17 protein-coding genes and 2 tRNA genes are annotated in these 19911 nt (G+C 60.0%); 11 read left to right on the top strand and 8 right to left on the bottom strand.

Going from position 1 to position 19911, the window contains the following annotated elements; translation table 11 throughout:
- Positions 1–1682 precede the first annotated feature (1682 nt).
- The 8 genes from JOE60_RS00110 to rpmH form a co-directional block, all read right to left on the bottom strand.
- Positions 1683–2864 carry a ParB/RepB/Spo0J family partition protein gene (locus JOE60_RS00110; protein WP_167268155.1) on the bottom strand — a complete coding sequence of 394 codons (1182 nt, stop codon included), beginning with the start codon at positions 2862–2864 and terminating at the stop codon, positions 1683–1685.
- A 65-nt stretch (positions 2865–2929) separates the two neighbouring features.
- Positions 2930–3982, bottom strand: coding sequence for a ParA family protein (locus JOE60_RS00115; RefSeq protein ID WP_336111000.1), 1053 nt, complete (start codon positions 3980–3982; stop codon positions 2930–2932).
- 88 nt (positions 3983–4070) lie between these two features.
- Positions 4071–4721 (bottom strand): 16S rRNA (guanine(527)-N(7))-methyltransferase RsmG, encoded by a 651-nt coding sequence (gene rsmG, locus JOE60_RS00120; protein ID WP_167268157.1) that lies wholly within the window; start codon positions 4719–4721, stop codon positions 4071–4073.
- Between the two features lie 4 nt (positions 4722–4725).
- Positions 4726–5265: a Jag family protein gene (locus JOE60_RS00125; protein WP_167268159.1), complete on the bottom strand. Its 540-nt coding sequence runs from the start codon at positions 5263–5265 to the stop codon at positions 4726–4728.
- Positions 5265–6242 carry a membrane protein insertase YidC gene (gene yidC / locus JOE60_RS00130; RefSeq protein ID WP_167268162.1) on the bottom strand — a complete coding sequence of 326 codons (978 nt, stop codon included), beginning with the start codon at positions 6240–6242 and terminating at the stop codon, positions 5265–5267. Before yidC ends, JOE60_RS00125 begins: the two co-directional genes overlap by 1 nt.
- A 15-nt stretch (positions 6243–6257) precedes the next feature.
- Complete coding sequence (gene yidD / locus JOE60_RS00135; RefSeq protein ID WP_167268436.1) at positions 6258–6713, bottom strand: membrane protein insertion efficiency factor YidD; 456 nt, start codon at positions 6711–6713, stop codon at positions 6258–6260.
- Positions 6661–7071 carry a ribonuclease P protein component gene (gene rnpA, locus JOE60_RS00140; RefSeq protein WP_167268164.1) on the bottom strand — a complete coding sequence of 137 codons (411 nt, stop codon included), beginning with the start codon at positions 7069–7071 and terminating at the stop codon, positions 6661–6663. The genes yidD and rnpA overlap by 53 nt, the downstream gene beginning before the upstream one ends.
- 41 nt (positions 7072–7112) lie before the next feature.
- Positions 7113–7250: a 50S ribosomal protein L34 gene (gene rpmH, locus JOE60_RS00145; protein WP_011776797.1), complete on the bottom strand. Its 138-nt coding sequence runs from the start codon at positions 7248–7250 to the stop codon at positions 7113–7115.
- Positions 7251–7714: 464 nt separating this feature from the next.
- On the opposite strand from rpmH, the gene dnaA reads away from it, so the two are divergent.
- From dnaA to JOE60_RS00195, 11 genes are all read left to right on the top strand, one after another.
- Positions 7715–9133: a chromosomal replication initiator protein DnaA gene (gene dnaA / locus JOE60_RS00150; RefSeq protein WP_167268166.1), complete on the top strand. Its 1419-nt coding sequence runs from the start codon at positions 7715–7717 to the stop codon at positions 9131–9133.
- Between the two features lie 562 nt (positions 9134–9695).
- Positions 9696–10820 (top strand): DNA polymerase III subunit beta, encoded by a 1125-nt coding sequence (dnaN, locus tag JOE60_RS00155; RefSeq protein ID WP_167268168.1) that lies wholly within the window; start codon positions 9696–9698, stop codon positions 10818–10820.
- A gap of 48 nt (positions 10821–10868) precedes the next feature.
- Positions 10869–11753, top strand: coding sequence for a phosphogluconate dehydrogenase (NAD(+)-dependent, decarboxylating) (gene gnd, locus JOE60_RS00160; RefSeq protein ID WP_167268170.1), 885 nt, complete (start codon positions 10869–10871; stop codon positions 11751–11753).
- Positions 11754–11776: 23 nt separating this feature from the next.
- Positions 11777–12970, top strand: a complete 1194-nt coding sequence (gene recF / locus JOE60_RS00165; protein WP_167268172.1) for a DNA replication/repair protein RecF — start codon at positions 11777–11779, stop codon at positions 12968–12970.
- Positions 12957–13511: a DciA family protein gene (locus JOE60_RS00170; protein WP_167268174.1), complete on the top strand. Its 555-nt coding sequence runs from the start codon at positions 12957–12959 to the stop codon at positions 13509–13511. Before recF ends, JOE60_RS00170 begins: the two co-directional genes overlap by 14 nt.
- Before the next feature lie 336 nt (positions 13512–13847).
- Entirely contained in the window at positions 13848–15923 is a 2076-nt protein-coding gene (gyrB, locus tag JOE60_RS00175; protein ID WP_167268176.1) for a DNA topoisomerase (ATP-hydrolyzing) subunit B, read from the top strand.
- A 64-nt stretch (positions 15924–15987) separates the two neighbouring features.
- Positions 15988–18657: a DNA gyrase subunit A gene (gene gyrA, locus JOE60_RS00180; RefSeq protein ID WP_167268178.1), complete on the top strand. Its 2670-nt coding sequence runs from the start codon at positions 15988–15990 to the stop codon at positions 18655–18657.
- On the top strand, positions 18654–19382 hold the full coding sequence (locus tag JOE60_RS00185; protein WP_167268180.1) for a DUF3566 domain-containing protein: 729 nt from the start codon (positions 18654–18656) through the stop codon (positions 19380–19382). The genes gyrA and JOE60_RS00185 overlap by 4 nt, the downstream gene beginning before the upstream one ends.
- A gap of 113 nt (positions 19383–19495) precedes the next feature.
- Positions 19496–19569, top strand: a tRNA-Ile gene (locus JOE60_RS00190).
- A 46-nt stretch (positions 19570–19615) separates the two neighbouring features.
- Positions 19616–19735, top strand: a complete 120-nt coding sequence (locus JOE60_RS18245; RefSeq protein ID WP_314323845.1) for a DLW-39 family protein — start codon at positions 19616–19618, stop codon at positions 19733–19735.
- A gap of 70 nt (positions 19736–19805) precedes the next feature.
- Positions 19806–19881: transfer RNA gene (locus JOE60_RS00195), tRNA-Ala, on the top strand.
- Positions 19882–19911 lie beyond the last annotated feature (30 nt).

Here is a 19911-nt window from a genome sequence, read left to right on the forward strand (position 1 = left end):
GATCTGGTAGGCGCCGACTCAGTACGCCAGCTCTCAGCGGAGGCTCTCACTGTTCAACTCTGGCTGACAGGGGGCAGTCTGAGCGGTGTAGTCTCTACCAAGACCTGGATTAACGTCAGACGTAGCCTCCCCTGTAGAACTTCGCGCTGTGGCGGTCGAAGCGTGCGCGCCTACATCTGGACCGACTATCCGCTGAATCGCTGTAGCCCGCCGCGGACCACGTGATGGGAAAGGCTAACGCCGCCATCTTGCCACGACTTTCAAGAGGGCTCCCCAGAGGGCTGACAGTGGCCCGCAGTGAGACCGCACGCCATACTGCCGGTGAGCCACCTCGACATCCGGGAGGGCCTCCTACAGGCCTGCCGAGGCGCTGTACGAGATTTCAGGCGCCTCCTGTGATGATTCCTCGCAGCCTCCTTCCCTTGGCTTTTCTATGAGATGGCCGCGTTGCGCATCTTATCCGGAGGACTTGGCAGCATACGTAGTCGGGGGAGGGCCCGAATGCCCCTGCCAAGTGAGATGGGACTATTCGCTTCCGGAGGACTCTCAGCCTAGGACATGCTGTCGTTTGGGCACAATAGAGGCGACTATGGCGGCTACGAAGCGGCTCTGCGCAGCACTCCGGCACCACGCAACTCCCAGACCAGTGCGATCAAATGGCAATTGCTGTGCATCCAGCTGACCACCGAACGCTCTTGCTCTGCCTCCTGAACCACGAAGCGTATTCTCCGTAAGACCTCGAGCATTCCCTGCTTGCCAGCTGCGGGCACATGAACATGTTTCACGTGAAACGAAGGCTCGCTTCCACCATTGCTGGCCATCAGGGAGAGAAGATGCGCCATCTTTCTAAACCCGCGCGGCCTGTTGCTGGCCTAGTCGCAATCATTGAGGGATTGTGACTCATGAAGAGAAGTCGCGGCTCGCTGGTGGACCATCCGGGCCCCCTCCGACATAAATGTAAGGGTGCATCACTGTATCAGGTCAGGCTTAGCCCAGCATTTGAGCCGGGGGTAGGCCTTGAATCATGGATGCAAGCCAATGTGTAGCCGTCCATGGCATGCGGGTGCGCTTCTCTCGACGGTGGGGTAACGCGATTTCACTACGGAAGTCCGTGTGGGTCGTACCAAATCTTCACGCAGTGTCTTCATATGGATCATGGTTTCGTGGCCTTCTTGACTGGTTTCACGTGAAACAGTCCACTAACAGTCCCCACTTGGATGAATTCAACTAGCTAGTGGTCCTGATGAGAGGGCCGGTGAAAGCGACCTAACTCAGTCTTTCCGAGCATCTGGACAATTCGGTCTCGACTATTGCGTTTGGACATTCCGACCGCAATCCCCACTGTCACTGAGTCCCTACTCGCTCATAATTAGCATTTGAACCATTGACAGAGCGCCGGAAGTTTCGCTCAGTGGAAGTCGGCTTACGCACAGCCTCACATGACCAGTGTGCCTTCTCTTGTCGCGCTTGACGGTGTAGACAGAACACAGCGTTCGGCCGCCCAACCAGAACCAGTGACGCTGATGGTCTACCGCAAATGTTTCACGTGAAACGGGGCAGGAGTAGCCCATCAATGTAGCTTCAGACCCACTTAGTCCCTTAACCAAAGAGGACCTGCTCAATGAGCAGGTCCTCTTTAAGGGCATCGGCCGGATCATCCGGCATGGAGCAACGTACTGATCCTAGGATTCCGAACCCGGCCCCAACACATCCATGATTCGATTCAGGTCTTCAACACTGGCAAATTCGATGCTGACACGGCCTTTTCGGGCACCAAGGGTAATCTTCACATTGGTATCCAGGCGGTCCGAGAGCGATGATGCCAGGTAGTCCAGGCGTTCGTGCCGTGCGTTCGGCTTGGGGATACTGCTCTTCGCCGGGGAAGCAGGATCCTGGTAGAGCGCCACAGCCTCTTCGGTTGCACGTACGGACATGCCCTCAGCAACAATCCGCTGAGCGAGGCGTTCCATCGCCGCGGCATCGGGCAATGCAAGCAAAGCACGAGCATGGCCGGCCGAAAGAACCGCCGCTGCAACACGACGCTGAACCAGAGGAGGGAGCTTCAATAGACGCAGAGTGTTGGAAACCTGAGGACGCGAACGTCCGATGCGATCTGCGAGCTGCTCGTGCGTGGTGCCGAAGTCTTCCAAGAGCTGCTGATAGGCGGCTGCCTCTTCGAGGGGGTTCAGCTGGCTCCGGTGGAGGTTCTCCAAGAGCGCATCGCGTAGAAGGTCATCATCAGTGGTGTCACGGACAATTGCCGGGATGGTTTCGAGACCAGCTGCCTGTACGGCACGCCAACGCCTCTCACCCATGACAAGCTCGTACGGTTCTCCACCCTTTTCGGTTGAGGTCCGTACAACAATTGGCTGGAGGACGCCAATTTCCTTCACTGAGTGCACAAGCTCTGCCATATCGTCTTCATCAAAGACTGAACGTGGCTGCTTTCGGTTCGGGTGGATGTCGCCTACGGGGATTTCGGCGAACCGGGCTCCGGGAACCTCTACAAGCTCGACACCTGAAGGAGTGATGTTCGAGGCTGTCACTTCCTCGGCACCCTTGGCGTCGTCCGCAGACTTACCAGCCGCCGTCGACGTCTTTGTGCTCTTGGATGGCGCAGTACGCGGCGCCGCTTTGGCCGCGGGAACCTTGGTGCGTCGGGTAGGCGAAGAAGCCGTGCTGCCATTGGCCGGAGCAGAGGCAGCAATTTCACTATCCGCTACACTCGACGCCGCAGTCTTCTTGGCCTCCGGGAAAAACAGGTCCACGGGGCGGGACGCAGCGGCGCCATTGCCCTGCGCGCCTGGGGCGCTAGGAATGAGAGCCCCAAGACCCCTGCCGAGGCCCCTTCGCTTTTCGCTCATTGATTCATCCCTCCGATGGATAGCTGGGCACTGATGGGCCCGAGCTGTTGCAGTGTTTCCAAATTCTAACGTTCGGCGATCTCGGCAGCGGCTTCCATATAGGAGAGCGCGCCGCTGGATGAAGGATCGTACGTCATGACGGTTTGCTGGTAGCTCGGCGCTTCGGAAATACGAACGGACCGGGGAACAACAGCGCTGAGTACCTGCTGCGGGAAGTGCTGACGGACTTCGGAAGCTACCTGTGCTGCGAGGTTGGTCCTACCGTCGTACATGGTGAGGAGAATGGTCGAAACCACCAGGTCCGCATTGAGGTGCTTCTGGATCATCTCTATGTTCTTAAGCAGTTGGCTCAAGCCTTCCAGTGCGTAGTACTCACACTGGATGGGAATCAGGACCTCACTGGCAGCGCAGAATGCGTTGACGGTAAGGAGGCCCAGGCTCGGCGGGCAATCGATGAAGATGTAGTCCAGGCGACCCTCACCGTTCTTCTCCCGCTCCTTGGCGTACACGTCGATCGCCCTGCGCAGGCGCTGCTCGCGGGCCACCAGCGATACGAGCTCAATCTCGGCACCGGCCAGATGGATAGTGGCTGGAGCACAGATCAGGTTGGGGATATCGGGGCAAGGCGCCACGACGTCCTTCAGCGGAAGATCATTGATGAGGACGTCATAGATGCTGTCCACATCAGCATGGTGCTCAATACCAAGAGCTGTGGAGGCATTGCCCTGGGGGTCGATGTCGATCACCAGAACATTCAGGCCGGCCGAAGCCAAGGCAGCGGCAATGTTTACCGTGGTGGTGGTTTTTCCCACCCCGCCCTTTTGGTTGGACACGGTGAAAATCCGGGTGCCGTCGGGCTTGGGCAATTCACGCCCGGTCAGGCGCTCACGCCGCCGGGTTTCGTTGGCCAGTTGCCGGGCGATGGGACTGGAATCGTCGATCGAATCCATGACGTTCTTGGACTCTTCAGCTGCAGTTTCACGTGAAACTGCGTTATCAACGGATTTAGGTCGCACAAGCGCGGACTGAACGGAGGCAGAGGGTGTAGCCATGGCACGCGCTGACCCCAAAGACATAAACGGGGGAATTCGTTGCGTGGAGGTTTCACTACTACCCACTGGTCACACTCTCACTCTCAATTTGGCGTTGGCTGCCGTTCTCTAGCCTAACCGCTCCACCGCCGACACGCTGGAAACCTTGCTGTGGCTACGGCGTCTTTCCGGGCTTATTGACGATAATCCTCACCACTGTGGTGGGTTCCTCCAAGAGCTCTTGGCCGCAGACGACAACCGAGGTCTCCACGCCCCCCAGTTTGCGGATGACCTTCTTGGCCTTCTCAATCTCTTCGCCTGCGCTTCGGCCCTTGATGGCCACCACTTCGCCCCGGCCATTCAGCAAGGGAATGGTAAGGCCGGCAAGATTAGTGAGCGCGGAGACTGCCCGAGCCGTCACAACATCGGCCTCCACCATGCCCACCGCAAGCTCCGCGCGGGTTCGCATGATGGTCACGTTGTTCAATCCCAGATCGTCAACTACTTCCTGAAGCCAGATGACGCGCCGTTCCAAGGGTTCGATCAACGTCAGTTCCAGATCGGGCCGGGCAATTGCAAGGCAGAGCCCGGGAAGACCGGCACCGGATCCAACGTCAGCGACGTGGCTGTTCCTGGCAATGGCAGACTCGATGACGGCGCAGTTAAGAACGTGCCGGCTCCACAAACGGGGAATTTCACGCGGCCCGATCAGGCCACGCTCAGTTCCCGATGTCGCCAGGTGCTCCACGTAGCGCTTGGCAAGATCCAGACGGTCACCAAAGATCTTCTCGGCTGCTTCAAGCTCAACCGGGGTGATATCAACCATGCGTCTAGTCAGCCGAAACAACGATGTGGCGGCCGGCGCCTTCGCCCTCGGACTCAGACACCAGGCCCAGATCCGCAACGACGTCGTGAACAATCTTGCGTTCGTAAGCGCTCATGGGTTCCAGGGCAACAGTTCCACCGGATTCCTTCACCTTGGCCACTGCGTCCTCAGCGATCTGCTGGAGCACGCCGGCACGCTCCTTGCGGTAGCCGTTGATGTCCAGGACCAGCCGCGAGCGGTTCTCCGTTGCGGATAGTACTGAGAGGCGGGCCAGTTCCTGGAGTGCCTCCAGGACTTCGCCATCACGGCCAACCAGGCTGTCCAACGCTGCCGACTCTTCGTCCGCGACGATGGAGATGTAAGTACGGCCGTTACGGACTTCAATGTCGATGTCGCCGTCAATGTCAGCGATATCCAGGAGTTCCTCGAGGTAGTCGGCGGCGATGTCGCCTTCCTCTTCCAGACGGCTGGCCGTCTTGGACTGGGTTTCTTCCTGGTCCTCGGCTACAACGCTGGTGACTTCTTCGGTGCTCTCGGCAGACATTACTTCTTCTTCCTGTTCTTACGTTGTGGCTGGACGCGCTGGGCACGGGCTTCGGCGGCTGCAACCGCCGCAGCTTCGGCCTCGGCAGCGGCATCAGCGGCTGAAGTCTTCTTACCGCCCAGCAGCGGCGGCAAGCCCTTGGCGGCGCGGCGCTCTTCCAAGGCCTTGGCTGCCGGGGAACCCGGGGTGGGCATACGGCGGATGACAAAGAACTGCTGGCCCATTGTCCACAGGTTGGTAGTGGTCCAGTAGATCAGGACACCGATGGGGAAGTTGATGCCACCAATACCGAACACCAACGGCAGGATGTACAGCATCATTTTCTGCTGGCGCATGAACGGGCTGGCCATTGCCTCTTCGGACATGTTCTTGGCCATGATCTGCTTCTGAGTGATGAACTGCGAAGCGGTCATGGCAACGATCATGATGATGCTGAGGACAACCACGGAGACGTTACCGGCACCACCGTGGAGCAAGGCTGCGGACAGCGGGGCCCCGAAAATGCTCGACTGATCAAACTCAACAACCTGCTCCGCGCTCATGGCACCGATGCCATTGCCCGCGTTCTTGGCGTTGGAGATGCCGGACAGCACCTGGAACAGTGCAAAGAAGAACGGCATCTGGATCAGCATTGGCAAACATGCAGAGAACGGGTTGGTCCCGTGCTTCTTGTACATGGCCATCTGCTCCTGCGCCATTGCCTGGCGGGAGAGCTGGTCGGTCTTGCCCTTGTACTTTGCCTGCAGCTTCTTCAGGTCAGGCTGGAGCAGCTGCATGCCGCGCTGTGCTTTGATCTGCTTGACGAAGACAGGAATCAGGGCAGCGCGGATCACCAGCACCAGGCCAATGATGGACAGAGTCCAGGTCCAGCCGTTGGCGGCGGGCAGGCCAATGAAGCTCAGTCCCTCGTGGAAGCCAACCATGATGATTGACACCAGCCACTTGAACGGAAACATGATTGTTTCAAAGAAGTCCATACGTATCCCTATTCGTCAGGCCGCCGAGCGGCCTTCTTCATCAGCCTGAGCAGCCAAGAACTGGTCCGGGTTGTTCAGTACAACAATTGTGGGCGTCCGACCTTCTGGCCAATGACGGTGGCCGGCGGGGACATGGTCCACTCCACCGGCATTCCAAGGGTGGCATTTAGCGAGCCTGCGGGCTGCGAGCCAACTGCCCTTCACAGCGCCATGCACTGTCACGGCCTCAAGCGCGTACGCCGAGCACGAAGGAAAGAACCGGCAGACCTGGCCGTAGAGAGGCGAGATCACTTTCCGGTACGCCTTGAGAAGGAGGATGAGGATGTTGCGCGGCAACTCCCAGAAAAACGTGCCCACGGCACGCAAGGGACTTGCGTGGGAAGGCTCGCTGGAAGAAGGAACGACGGCGGCGCCTACGTCATGCACGCGGTGTCCCTTCCGTTGTGGTCCCGTTGCTGTCCGGCGAAGCATCCCGGCGAGTTGATCCACCGAGTCGCTTCGTCGTCACTGCCAGTGCAGCGTTGTAGTCCGAGAGCAGTTGCTCCCAGCTGGCAGACGCAGCTGCAGGCAGAGCCCGAACTACCACTGCCAGGCCAGTTCCGTGCGTCTGCAAGGAAAGAGCTCCTGCTTCTCTCAGTCTCCTCTTAACGAGGTTCCTGGTCACGGCGTTCCCGACGGCTTTGGAGACAATGAAGCCGATTCGACTCGGCTCCCCGGCTCCGATAAGAGCCGTATATAACACTAAGTTCCGGCGTCCATTGCGGACGCCGGAACGTACAGTTGTTGAAAAGTCGGTAGACGTCCGCAGACGGTTAGGGGTGGCTAGCACCGTAGAACCTGCAGGAAGACGCTGACCGACAAGTCAGTTATTTAAGCCGACAGTTCGACGCGGCCCTTGCCGCGACGGGCAGCCAGGATGGCGCGGCCGGCACGGGTACGCATACGAAGGCGGAAGCCGTGCTTCTTGGCCCGACGGCGGTTATTCGGCTGAAAAGTCCGCTTGCTCACGTTAGTTACTCCAGTGGATCAAAGGTGCGCCCACCCGATCAAAAAAGGGGAAGAACTGGCCGACGCTAAGTTTTGTATGTGCCGCCGCCGTTGCTTCCCACACGATGAACGTACGAGGTTACAACTGATCTCAAAAGCGGACACAAAGGACTTCACAACGTTAGGGCAAAAAGGGACCCACAGTCAAACCGGGGCTCCTCGTCAACTCTATCCACAGGTGTGTTCAACATGGTGATCGAACCTGTGGATGAAGTGGCTCACAGGCTCGTTTTGGGAACCACAACGGTGTAATTATCCACAGGCAACTTCCCAGCTATCTTCTGGCCATTGCATCCCCTAGAGTGGCTCAGTAGCCCATTTTCCACCCGCTGTGCATAACTCTGTGGATTATTGCCCAGAACAGCGCTGCCGGAGGCACTTCGGCTGCCAGCAACGCCGGCAAGCAAGTATTTAGGAACTGATTGATGACAGTAGACGAAGCCAACCAAGCCAACACTGTCGGAAGTTCCTGGCGGAGGGTCCTCACCCTGCTGGAGCAGGACGACCGCGTAACTCCCCGGCAACGTGGCTTCGTCATCCTGGCCCAGGCGCAGGGCCTCATCGGATCAACCCTGCTGGTGGCGGTTCCCAACGAACTCACCCGCGAAGTCCTCCAGACCCAGGTGAAGGACGCCTTGGATGACGCCCTTCGCAGCGTTTTCTCGGATGACATCCGCTGTGCAATCGACGTTGATACTGACCTGGTCCCGGTCCATGCCGAGCCCGAGCCCGTCGTCGAACTCTCCACGGTTCCTGATTTCGCCGAACCAAAGCCCCAGCCGACGCCCCCCAGCACCTCCCACGAATTTGGCAGGCTGAACCCGAAGTACATCTTCGACACCTTCGTGATCGGCTCGTCCAACCGTTTTGCCCACGCAGCGGCCGTTGCTGTGGCTGAAGCCCCGGCCAAGGCGTACAACCCGTTGTTCATCTACGGTGATTCGGGACTGGGCAAGACCCACCTGCTGCACGCAATCGGTCACTACGCCCGGCGCCTCTACAGCGGCATCCGTGTCCGCTACGTGAATTCCGAGGAGTTCACCAACGACTTCATCAACTCGATCCGTGACGATGAAGGCACCAGCTTCAAGACCACGTACCGGAACGTGGACGTCCTGCTGATCGACGACATCCAGTTCCTGGCCGGCAAAGACCGGACGCAGGAAGAGTTCTTCCACACGTTCAACGCCCTGCATAACGCCAACAAGCAGGTAGTCATCACCTCGGACCAACCGCCCAAGATGCTGGCCGGTTTCGAGGACCGCATGACCTCACGCTTCGAGTGGGGCCTGCTGACGGATATCCAGCCTCCAGAACTCGAGACGCGCATCGCCATTCTTCGCAAGAAGGGTCTCAGCGAGGGGCTTTCCGCTCCGGATGACGCCCTGGAGTACATCGCGTCCAAGATTTCCAGCAACATCCGTGAGCTTGAGGGGGCGTTGATCCGTGTCACCGCATTCGCCAGCCTCAACCGCCAGCCGGTGGACGTGGCCCTGGCAGAAATGGTCCTCAAGGACCTGATCACCGATGACGGCGCCCAGGAGATCACGGCCAAGCAGATCCTGGACCAGACTGCCGACTACTTCAAGCTCAGCATGGAAGAGCTTTGCAGCAAGTCCCGCACACGCACCTTGGTGACTGCCCGCCAGATCGCAATGTACCTCTGCCGCGAACTGACCGACATGTCGCTTCCGAAGATCGGGCAGGAGCTCGGTGGGCGCGATCACACCACTGTGATCCACGCCGACAGGAAGATCCGCGAACTCATGGCTGAGCGCCGTGTGATTTACAACCAGGTCACAGAGCTCACCAACCGGATCAAACAGCAGCAACGCGACTCCTGAATCCACATCGCATCCGCCACTACATACCTTATTAACAGGTGCATGTGGATAAGCCTGTGGATACTTAAGGGGACAAGCGTGGTTAATGGGCTTAAAACCCTTAAGCCATCTGTGGATCATTAAAAACGGGCCTGGGAGTTGTCCCCATCCACACCCTGTTTAAAACCCAGTTAACGCACATCCCATGAACAGGGCTTAACCGCGGATCTTCGCGGCCAGACCGGGTTATCCACAGTTTCCACAGCAGTTATTAACACTACGAATCCCAAAAAATTGAAATCCCTCAAATAACAATCTGGTTCCCTGCGCGTCCAGGTCCAGCCAACGGCCGTCCGGGAACAGCCGCTGGCTGTCCACATACGAGGGGCCGCCGCCGCTGGGGATGGGTTAATCGAGGATCTTCCGGCTAAGCTGTCAGCAGCGCTCCCATCCTTGGGTCTGTTTGTCATTCGCTCAGTGCGGACCATGCAGGTTCCGGTGCAGGATTGCGAAGACTTTGCGGCTTCCACGCTGGAATCCGCAGCTATGACATGGCAACACCAATGAAAGGCGGCACCCTTCCGTGAAGTTCAGAGTCGACCGCGACGTCCTGGCAGAAGCCGTCACGTGGACTGCGCGGTCGTTGTCTCCGCGGCCGCCCGTCCCTGTGCTTTCCGGTCTCCTCCTCAAAGCCGAAGCTGGAACCGTCAGCCTCTCGAGCTTTGACTACGAGACGTCCGCACGGTTGGAAATCCCAGCTGACATCGCCGTTGAAGGAACCATCCTGGTGTCCGGACGACTCCTGGCAGATATTTGCCGGAGCCTTCCGTCGGCACCGGTGGAAGTTGAGACCGACGGCAGCAAAGTCACGCTCACCTGCCGCCGAAGCAGCTTCCACCTGGCCACCATGCCGGAATCGGAATACCCCGCACTTCCCGCGCTTCCGGCCATCAGCGGAACCCTGCCCGGTGACGCGTTTGCCCAGGCCGTTTCGCAGGTCATCATCGCGGCCAGCAAAGATGACACCCTGCCCATCCTGACCGGCGTACGTATGGAGATCGAAGACGACCTCATTACGCTCCTGGCCACCGACAGGTACCGTCTGGCCATGCGCGAAGTTCCCTGGAAGCCGGTTACTCCCGGCATCTCAACCAGCGCCTTGGTCAAGTCCAAAACCCTCAACGAGGTTGCGAAAACCCTTGGTGGAAGTGGCGACATCAACCTCGCCCTTGCTGATGACGACAGCCGCCTGATCGGTTTCGAAAGCGGAGGACGCACCACTACGTCCCTGCTGGTTGATGGCGACTACCCCAAGATCCGCTCGCTTTTCCCGGATTCCACCCCCATTCACGCGACTGTGCAAACCCAGGAGCTCGTTGAAGCCGTGCGTCGTGTGTCGCTGGTGGCAGAACGAAACACGCCGGTCCGCCTTGCTTTCACCCAGGGCCTGCTGAATCTGGATGCCGGCACCGGAGAGGACGCCCAGGCTTCCGAGGAACTCGAAGCCCAACTGTCAGGTGAGGACATCACCGTGGCCTTCAACCCGCACTACTTGGTGGAGGGCCTCAGCGTGATCGAGACCAAGTACGTCCGTTTCTCGTTCACCACTGCCCCAAAACCGGCCATGATCACAGCGCAGGCAGATGCTGATGGCGAGGACCAGGACGATTACCGCTACCTCGTGATGCCGGTGCGCCTGCCCAACTAGCAGCACCCTGAATCCACCCCGCCAACCTTCCGCAGAAAAGAGTTTCCTGTGCACATCGGACTGATCGGTCTTGGAAAAATGGGTTTCAACATGCGTGCCCGCATGCGGAACGGGGGCATTGAGGTCACCGGTTTCGATCGAAATCCCGATGTCACGGATGTCGCTACTGTTGATGAGCTCATTGCCGCATTGCCCACTCCGCGACTGGTGTGGGTCATGGTTCCCTCCGGCGCTATCACCGATGCCGTAGTGACGGAGCTTGGCGAGAAACTTAGCCCGGGTGACCTGGTGATCGACGGCGGCAACTCACGGTTCACCGAAGACCAGAAGCACGCCGCTGCCTTGGCCGAAAAGGGCATCAGGTTCGCGGACTGTGGCGTTTCCGGTGGCGTCTGGGGACTGGAGAACGGTTATGGCCTGATGGCAGGCGGCGACGACCAGGATATTGCGCTTGCGATGCCGGTTTTCGATGCCCTCAGGCCCGAAGGAGACCGTGCCGACAGCTTTGTCCACGTGGGCGGAGTGGGTGCCGGCCACTACGCCAAAATGGTGCACAACGGCATCGAATATGGCTTGATGCAGGCCTATGCCGAAGGCTACGAGCTGCTGGCAGCCAAGGACATCGTGAAGGATCTTCCTGGAACATTCCGGGCCTGGCAAAAGGGAACTGTAGTCCGTTCCTGGCTGCTGGACCTCATGGTCAAGGCACTGGACGAGGATCCGGGCCTTGCCTCCATTGACGATTACGTTGAAGACTCCGGTGAGGGCCGCTGGACCGTTGAAGAAGCAATTGCCAACGCCGTTCCGGCTCCGGCGATTACCGCGGCACTGTTTGCCCGGTTTGCTTCCCGGGAAGACAACTCACCCGCCATGAAAATGGTCTCTGCCCTTCGTCACCAGTTCGGCGGACACGCCACCCGTCCGGCCAGCTAGGCCAAAGGAGTCCTGCAAACGGCGTGTACCTCGAACATCTTTCACTGACGGATTTCCGCAGTTACGCACAGGTTGACCTGAAGCTGGGTCCCGGCGTGACCGTGCTGGTGGGTTCCAATGGAATTGGCAAGACCAATCTCATGGAAGCCATAGGGTATCTGGCCACACTGAGCTCCCACCGCGTCAGCACGGACGCTCCATTGCTCCGCTTTGGAACAGAACGTGCGTTGGTCCGGGCCCGATTGGTCCGGGGCGAGCAATCCACTGTGATTGAGCTGGAAATCAACGCGGGCAGGGCCAACCGCGGCCGGATCAACCGCGGAAATCCGGTCCGGGCCAGGGACATTCTGGGGATCTGCCACACCGTGCTTTTCGCACCGGAAGACCTCGCCTTGGTCAAGGGCGACCCGTCCAACCGTCGCCGTTTCCTGGACGAACTCTTGGTCAGCCTGATTCCACGGCATGCTGCTACGCGCAGTGATTACGATCGCGTCCTCAAGCAGCGGAACGCCTTGTTGAAATCCGCGCGGACCGGAAAATTCACTGCCGGTCACGAGGCAACGCTGGACGTATGGGACCAACACATGGCCCGGGCGGGGGCGGAATTGCTGCATGCCCGCCTGGAACTCGTGGAGAAACTGCGCCCTCATTTGAACAGCGCTTATGCCCAGCTCACGGACGGATCCAAGGATGCGGGGGCGGTTTATCGCTCTACCCTTCAGGACATCCTGGACGACGACGGCGGATCGGCCCACCCCGGGACGGAACCGCCAGCGTCGGTTGAGGATCTCCGGCTGTTGTCCGTGGATGAGCTCACCGCGCGTTATGTCCAAGCGTTCGCAGCGTCCCGCAAAAAGGAACTGGAACGGGGCATCTCCTTGGTTGGGCCGCACCGGGATGAGCTCGAGTTGGTGCTTGGCCAGGCCCCTGCAAAGGGATACGCATCCCATGGGGAAACGTGGTCCATGTGCCTTTCCCTGCGTCTGGCTTCGTACTACGTCATGCTGGACGACGCTCAAACGGGAGGCACGGCTCCCATTTTGATCCTCGATGATGTTTTTGCCGAACTCGACGTGCAACGTCGGCGTAAGCTGGCTGCCATAGTGGCCGGCGCCGAACAGGTGTTGGTGACTGCCGCCGTCGACGCTGACATTCCCGAGGAGCTGGCCGGACGGCGCGTAACCGTTGTTCCGGGAGGAATTGATGGCGAAGGATAGTTCCGGCGCACGCCAACCGGGCCGCGATCCCGATGAGATTGACGCTGCTCAGGCTGCACTGAACCGTATGCGCGAGGCTGCTGCCGCCCGCGGCGAGGTCCGCCAACGCGCACCGCGTCCCGGTTCCGTCCCGCAACGCAAGGGACTGCGGGACACCCGTGGTTTCGCGCAATTCCACGGTAGTGGGCGTGACCCTTTGGGGCTGGGCAAAGTGGTGGGCCGCCTGGTGGCAGAGCGGGGTTGGACATCGCCCGTGGCCGTGGGGTCCGTAATGGCCGAGTGGGAGACCCTGGTTGGCCCGGATATCTCCTCCCATTGCACCCCTGAGAGTTTTGAGGACACCACACTCCACGTCCGCTGTGACTCCACTGCGTGGGCAACACAGCTGCGGCTGCTCACCACAAGCCTCCTTGAACTGTTCCGGAACGAACTCGGCGAGGGAGTCGTCACCAGCATCCAGGTGCTGGGTCCATCCGCCCCGAGTTGGCGGAAAGGCGGCCGGAGCGTCAACGGCCGCGGCCCCCGGGACACATACGGCTGAACGGCGTGCAGGGCGATTCAACGCCCCCGAGCCGTACGGACCCCCATCAGCACCACCACAGGGCCATTGCGGATAGGGCCAGTGGCCTCCCAGAGCCATATTCAGCTGAGGGCAGGCCTTGTATTTGCGGGGTTTCGCGGGTTTCCACGATAGAATTGAGCCAGATCACTGAGCGCCGGTTGGCCGTTGTGAGGTTCCCTGATCTGTTGTTGATGATGAGGGGTGTCTTGCTGCGGAGTAGTCGGCGCAATCAGTCACGTGCCCGTTGACGGCCGCGGTTTCCGCGGACAACTCCGGGAACGGCCGACATCGAGTACAGAGGAGTCGAAAGCGCCTGTGGCTAACGACAATGCAGAGACCTTGGCAGTAGAGCCCGAAGAGGAGACTGCCCCCACACCTGACACGCCTTCGGCGCCCAGGGAATATGGTGCCAGCGACATCACTGTGCTGGAGGGCCTCGAAGCAGTACGCAAACGCCCTGGTATGTACATCGGTTCCACCGGTCCCCGTGGCTTGCACCACCTCGTCTACGAGGTGGTGGACAACTCCGTCGATGAAGCCCTGGCTGGCTATTGCAGCCATATCGAGGTGACTCTTCGCGCCGATGGTGGCGTCCGGGTGGTGGATGACGGCCGTGGTATTCCTGTTGACATCCACCCCACCGAAGGCAAGCCCACGGTGGAAGTGGTCATGACCATCCTGCACGCCGGCGGCAAGTTCGGTGGTGGCGGTTACGCCGTGTCAGGCGGCCTCCACGGCGTGGGTATCTCAGTCGTCAATGCCCTCTCCCGCCGGGTGGACACTGAAGTCCGCCGTCAAGGCAATGTGTGGCGGATGTCCTTCGCCGACGGCGGCAAGCCGCAGGGCGAACTCGTCAAGGGTGAAGCCACTGAGGCCACGGGAACTTCCCAGACGTTCTACCCCGATGGCACCATCTTTGAGTCAACCGAGTTCGACTTTGAGACCCTCAGGGCGCGGTTCCAGCAGATGGCCTTCCTCAACAAGGGCCTGCGAATCACGCTGACCGATGAACGTCCGGCAGCCCGCGACAGCGACGACGAGCTGGACCTGGACGCGGTGGCCACTGAGGGCGAAGTAAACGCCGAGCACCGCACCGTGGTGTACGAGTACCCGGATGGACTGCTGGATTACGTCAAGCACCTCAACTCCAACAAGAAGGTTGAAATCGTCCATGAGGACGTCATCGCTTTCGAAACCGAGGACACAGAGCGGCACATCTCCGTGGAGGTTGCCATGCAGTGGACCACCGCCTATTCGGAAAGTGTCCACACTTACGCGAACACCATCAACACCCACGAGGGTGGCACCCACGAAGAAGGTTTCCGCGCTGCGATGACCTCTCTGATCAACCGCTATGCGCGCGAGAAGAGCATCATCAAGGAAAAGGAAGACAACCTCACCGGTGATGACATCCGTGAAGGCTTGACGGCGGTCATTTCCGTGAAGCTTTCGGAGCCCCAATTCGAAGGTCAGACCAAGACCAAGCTGGGTAACTCCGAGGTCAAGGGCTTTGTTCAGCGTGTGGTGACGGACCAACTGGGCGACTGGCTGGAACGGAACCCGGGTCCGGCCCGCGACGTGATCCGCAAAGCAATCTCGGCCGCGCAGGCACGCATGGCTGCGCGCAAGGCCCGCGACAACGCCCGACGCAAGAGTCCCTTGGAATCCTTCGGAATGCCCGGAAAGTTGTCCGATTGCTCCTCCAAGGATCCTGCCCGCTGCGAGGTTTACCTGGTGGAGGGAGACTCCGCCGGTGGCTCGGCCAAGCGCGGCCGCAACCCCGAAACCCAGGCCATCCTTCCGCTCCGTGGCAAGATCCTGAACGTTGAGCGCGCCCGCCTGGACAAGGCACTGGGCAACGCCGAAGTCCAGTCGATGATTACCGCCTTTGGTACAGGCATCGGCGAGGATTTCGATATTTCCAAGCTCCGCTATCACAAGATCGTCTTGATGGCAGATGCCGACGTTGACGGCCAGCACATCACCACGCTGTTGATGACCCTGCTGTTCCGCTACATGCGTCCGCTGATCGAGAACGGCTATGTGTATTTGGCGCAGCCGCCGCTCTACAGGATCAAGTGGTCCAACGCTGCGCACGACTACGTTTACAGCGACCGCGAACGTGACGAGACCATCCGCAAGGGTGCGTCCATGAATAAGCGCCTCCCCAAGGACAACGGCATTCAGCGTTACAAGGGCTTGGGTGAAATGGACTACACCGAGCTTTGGGACACCACCATGGACCCTGATCGACGCACACTGTTGCAGGTCACCATGGATGACGCCCTGGCTGCGGACCAGACGTTCTCCGTCCTGATGGGCGAGGACGTTGAATCGCGCCGTAACTTCATCCAGCAAAACGCCAAGGATGTCAGGTTCCTGGATATCTAAGGGTTTCACAAACCCCGTTGAATATTCTTGAACCGACATATACCTGAAACGGAAAACTTAGATTATGAGTGACGAAACTCCCGAAGTTCCGGCGGATCCCAATGCCGAGGACGTCATCCTTGAGGGCGATGTCCTGACCGACCGCGTGGAGCAGGTGGACCTGCAGACCGAAATGCAGCGGTCCTACCTGGACTACGCCATGGCCGTTATTGTTGGCCGCGCCCTTCCAGACGTCCGCGACGGACTCAAACCGGTTCACCGCCGCGTCCTGTACGCGATGTTCGACGGCGGTTACCGCCCCGACCGCTCGTTCAACAAGTGCGCGCGCGTGGTTGGCGACGTCATGGGTACCTATCACCCGCACGGTGACATGGCCATTTACGATGCTTTGGTCCGCCTGATCCAGGACTGGACCATGCGGTACCCGCTGGCACTCGGCCAAGGCAACTTTGGTTCCCCCGGCAACGACGGCGCCGCGGCACCGCGTTACACCGAAACAAAAATGGCCCAGCTGGCCATGGAAATGGTCCGCGACATCGACGAGGAAACCGTCGACTTCCAGGACAACTACGACGGCAAGAACCAGGAACCCACCATCCTGCCGGCGCGTTTCCCCAACCTGCTGGTGAACGGTTCCTCGGGTATCGCCGTTGGCATGGCCACCAACATCCCGCCGCACAACCTTCGCGAAGTTGCGGAGGGCGTCCAGTGGGCCCTGGACAACCCCACGGCCAGCCGGGAGGAGCTCCTCGAGGCTCTCCTGCTGCGAATCAAGGGACCCGATTTCCCCACGGGTGCCACCATCCTGGGCCACAAGGGAATCGAGGACGCCTACCGGACCGGCCGTGGCTCCATCACCATGCGCGCAGTGGTCAATGTTGAGGAACTCCAGGGCCGCACCTGCCTGGTGGTGACTGAACTGCCCTACCAGGCAAACCCGGACAACCTGGCCATCAAGATCGCTGAACTGGTCAAGGACGGCAAGATCCAGGGCATCGCGGATCTCCGCGACGAAACCTCCGGCCGCACGGGCCAGCGCTTGGTGATCGTGCTGAAGCGCGATGCCGTGGCCAAGGTGGTGCTGAACAACCTTTACAAGCACACCCAGCTGCAGGACAACTTCTCCGCCAACATGCTGGCGATTGTGGATGGCGTTCCGCGGACCCTGAGCCTGGATGCTTTCATCCGGCACTGGGTTGCCCACCAGATGGACGTCATTGCACGCCGCACGCGCTACCGTTTGCGCAAGGCCGAGGAAGAAGCGCACATCCTGCGCGCACTCCTCAAGGCGTTGGACATGCTGGACGAGGTCATTGCCCTCATCCGCGCGTCCAACACCACAGAGGCTGCCCGCGAAGGCCTCATGGAACTCCTGGAGATCGATGAACTCCAGGCGCGTGCCATCCTGGACATGCAGCTCCGCCGTTTGGCCGCCCTGGAACGCCAAAAGATCCAGGACCGGCACTCCGAACTTGAAGCAATGATCGAGGAATACAACGCGATCCTCGCTTCAGAGGAGCGCCAGCGCCGGATCATCAGCGAGGAACTCGCAGAAATTGTTGCCAAGCACGGCGACGACCGCCGAACCCACATCCTGATGGGCTACGACGGCGACATGTCCATGGAGGACTTGATCCCCGAAGAGGAAATGGTTGTCACCATTACCCGTGGCGGCTATGTAAAGCGGACACGCAGCGACAACTACCGTTCGCAGCAGCGCGGCGGCAAGGGAATCAAGGGTGCCCAGCTGCGTGGCGACGACGTTGTTGAGCACTTCTTCGTGACCACCACCCACCACTGGCTGCTCTTCTTCACCAACCTGGGCAGGGTGTACCGCGCCAAGGCATACGAGCTCGCCGAGGCCGGGCGTGACGCCAAGGGCCAGCACGTCGCCAACCTGTTGGCGTTCCAGCCGGACGAGCACATTGCCCAGGTACTGGATCTCCGGGACTACCAGCAGGCCCCCTACTTGGTGCTGGCCACCAAGAACGGCCTGGTCAAGAAGACCCGGTTGGAGGATTACGACACCAACCGCACGGCGGGCGTGATCGCCATCAACCTCAGGGACGAAGACGAACTGGTCTCCGCCCAGCTGGTGAGCGAGACCGACGATCTCCTGCTGGTCTCCCGTAAGGGACAGTCCATCCGCTTCAAGGCCACTGACGAGGCACTCCGGCCCATGGGCCGGGCAACCTCCGGCGTGACCGGTATGAAGTTCCGCGAGGACGATGAGCTGCTGGCTGCGGACGTGGTCCAGGATGGTTCCTTCGTCTTCGTGGTGACCGAAGGTGGCTACGCAAAGCGGACCGCCGTAGACGAGTACAGGCTCCAGGGCCGTGGCGGCCTTGGCATCAAGGTGGCCAAGCTCGCGGAAGACCGGGGCGACCTCGTGGGAGCTTTGATCGTGCAGGAAGAGGACGAAGTACTGGTGGTGATGGAGGGCGGAAAGGTAGTCCGCTCAGCAGTCACAGGCGTCCCTGCCAAGGGCCGTGACACCATGGGCGTCATCTTCGCCAAGCCGGACAAAAATGACAGGATCATCGAAGTAGCACGCAACAGTGAACGTGGACTGGAAGTCGACGAAGCTGAGGATGATACGGCTGATGACGTAACGTTGGCTGCAGACGGCGACGCCCCCGTGGTGATCGCCAGTGCCCAAACGGAAGACGACGCAGACCCGGAACGTGAATCGGGCGCGGAGCTGAACGAAGACAATACCGGAGGTAACGAGTGAGTAATTCCGACTCATATCCCAAGCCGAGCACAGGTGTCCCCGGCGGGCTCCGGCAGCCCTCGGGCAGCACACCCTCAGGAACACCGGCCAGGCCGCAACAGCGACCTGCCAGTGGACAGGCTGGAGCCGGAGCTTCCGGAGCCCGTCCCACCGGCGGTGCCAATGCCCAGCGTCCAACAGGTGCGCCAGGACAGCGGCCCGCCGCTGCCCCCGGCCAGCGACCGGCCCAGCCCGGACAGCGTCCGGCAGGAACCGGTGCGCAGCGTCCTGCCGGCAGTGCCGGCCAGCGACCCGCAGGAGCCTCCGGGCAGCGTCCCGCGCAGGGCACCCCGGGCTTGGTAAAGCCGGCCCCCAAGGCCAAAGTCCGCCGTGCCCGCTTGCTGGTCAGCAAGGTTGATCCGTGGTCGGTCCTGAAGATGGCTTTCCTGCTGTCGGTTGCCTTGGGGATCGTCACGGTTGTGGCAGCAATCGTGCTGTGGACAGTTCTGGACCTTACCGGCATCTTCAACCAGGTGGACAGCCTCCTGGGAACGCTGGCCGGTTCTGAAGGCAGCGGATTCGAACTCAAGAAGATTGCTTCACTGGGACAGGTGGCGTCTTTTGCAACCATCATCGCCGTTGTGAATGTCGTGCTGCTGACGGCCCTGTCCATGCTCTCTGCCGTCTTGTATAACATTTCGGCAACGTTGGTTGGTGGCGTCGGCGTCACCCTGACCGACGACTAAGAAAAAACCGCGGATATTCGCCGGAAAACGGGGAAATCATCCGCGAAATTGCCTCGATTTGAGATCGGGCCGGGATGTGCTGTACAGTCATATCTCGGCCCGATGAGGCATCGGGGCGTATAGCTCAGGCGGTTAGAGCGCTTCGCTGATAACGAAGAGGTCCCAGGTTCAAGTCCTGGTACGCCCACGGAACCACAGTGGTTCAGGTAAAACTGAACCGGAATGAGGTGCTTGTGAAGAAGTTGCTGGTAGTTGTAGCAGCTGCTGTCGCAGGCGTCCTGGTCTATAAAAAGGCTCAGGAATCCGAAGCCCGGAAGGATGTCTGGAGCAAGTCGACCGACACGGTCAACTAGCCGAAGAGCCCGGTTGGAACTGGTAATAACCGGTAAAAACATGGGGTATGATTGATGGGTTGCTTCTTATGGGGGCATGGCGCAATTGGTAGCGCACCTGCTTTGCAAGCAGGGGGTTCGGGGTTCGAGTCCCCGTGCCTCCACCATAAGAAAAGTCCCGGTCAGTAATGACCGGG

Source organism: Paenarthrobacter ilicis (assembly GCF_016907545.1).
GTDB lineage: Bacteria > Actinomycetota > Actinomycetes > Actinomycetales > Micrococcaceae > Arthrobacter > Arthrobacter ilicis.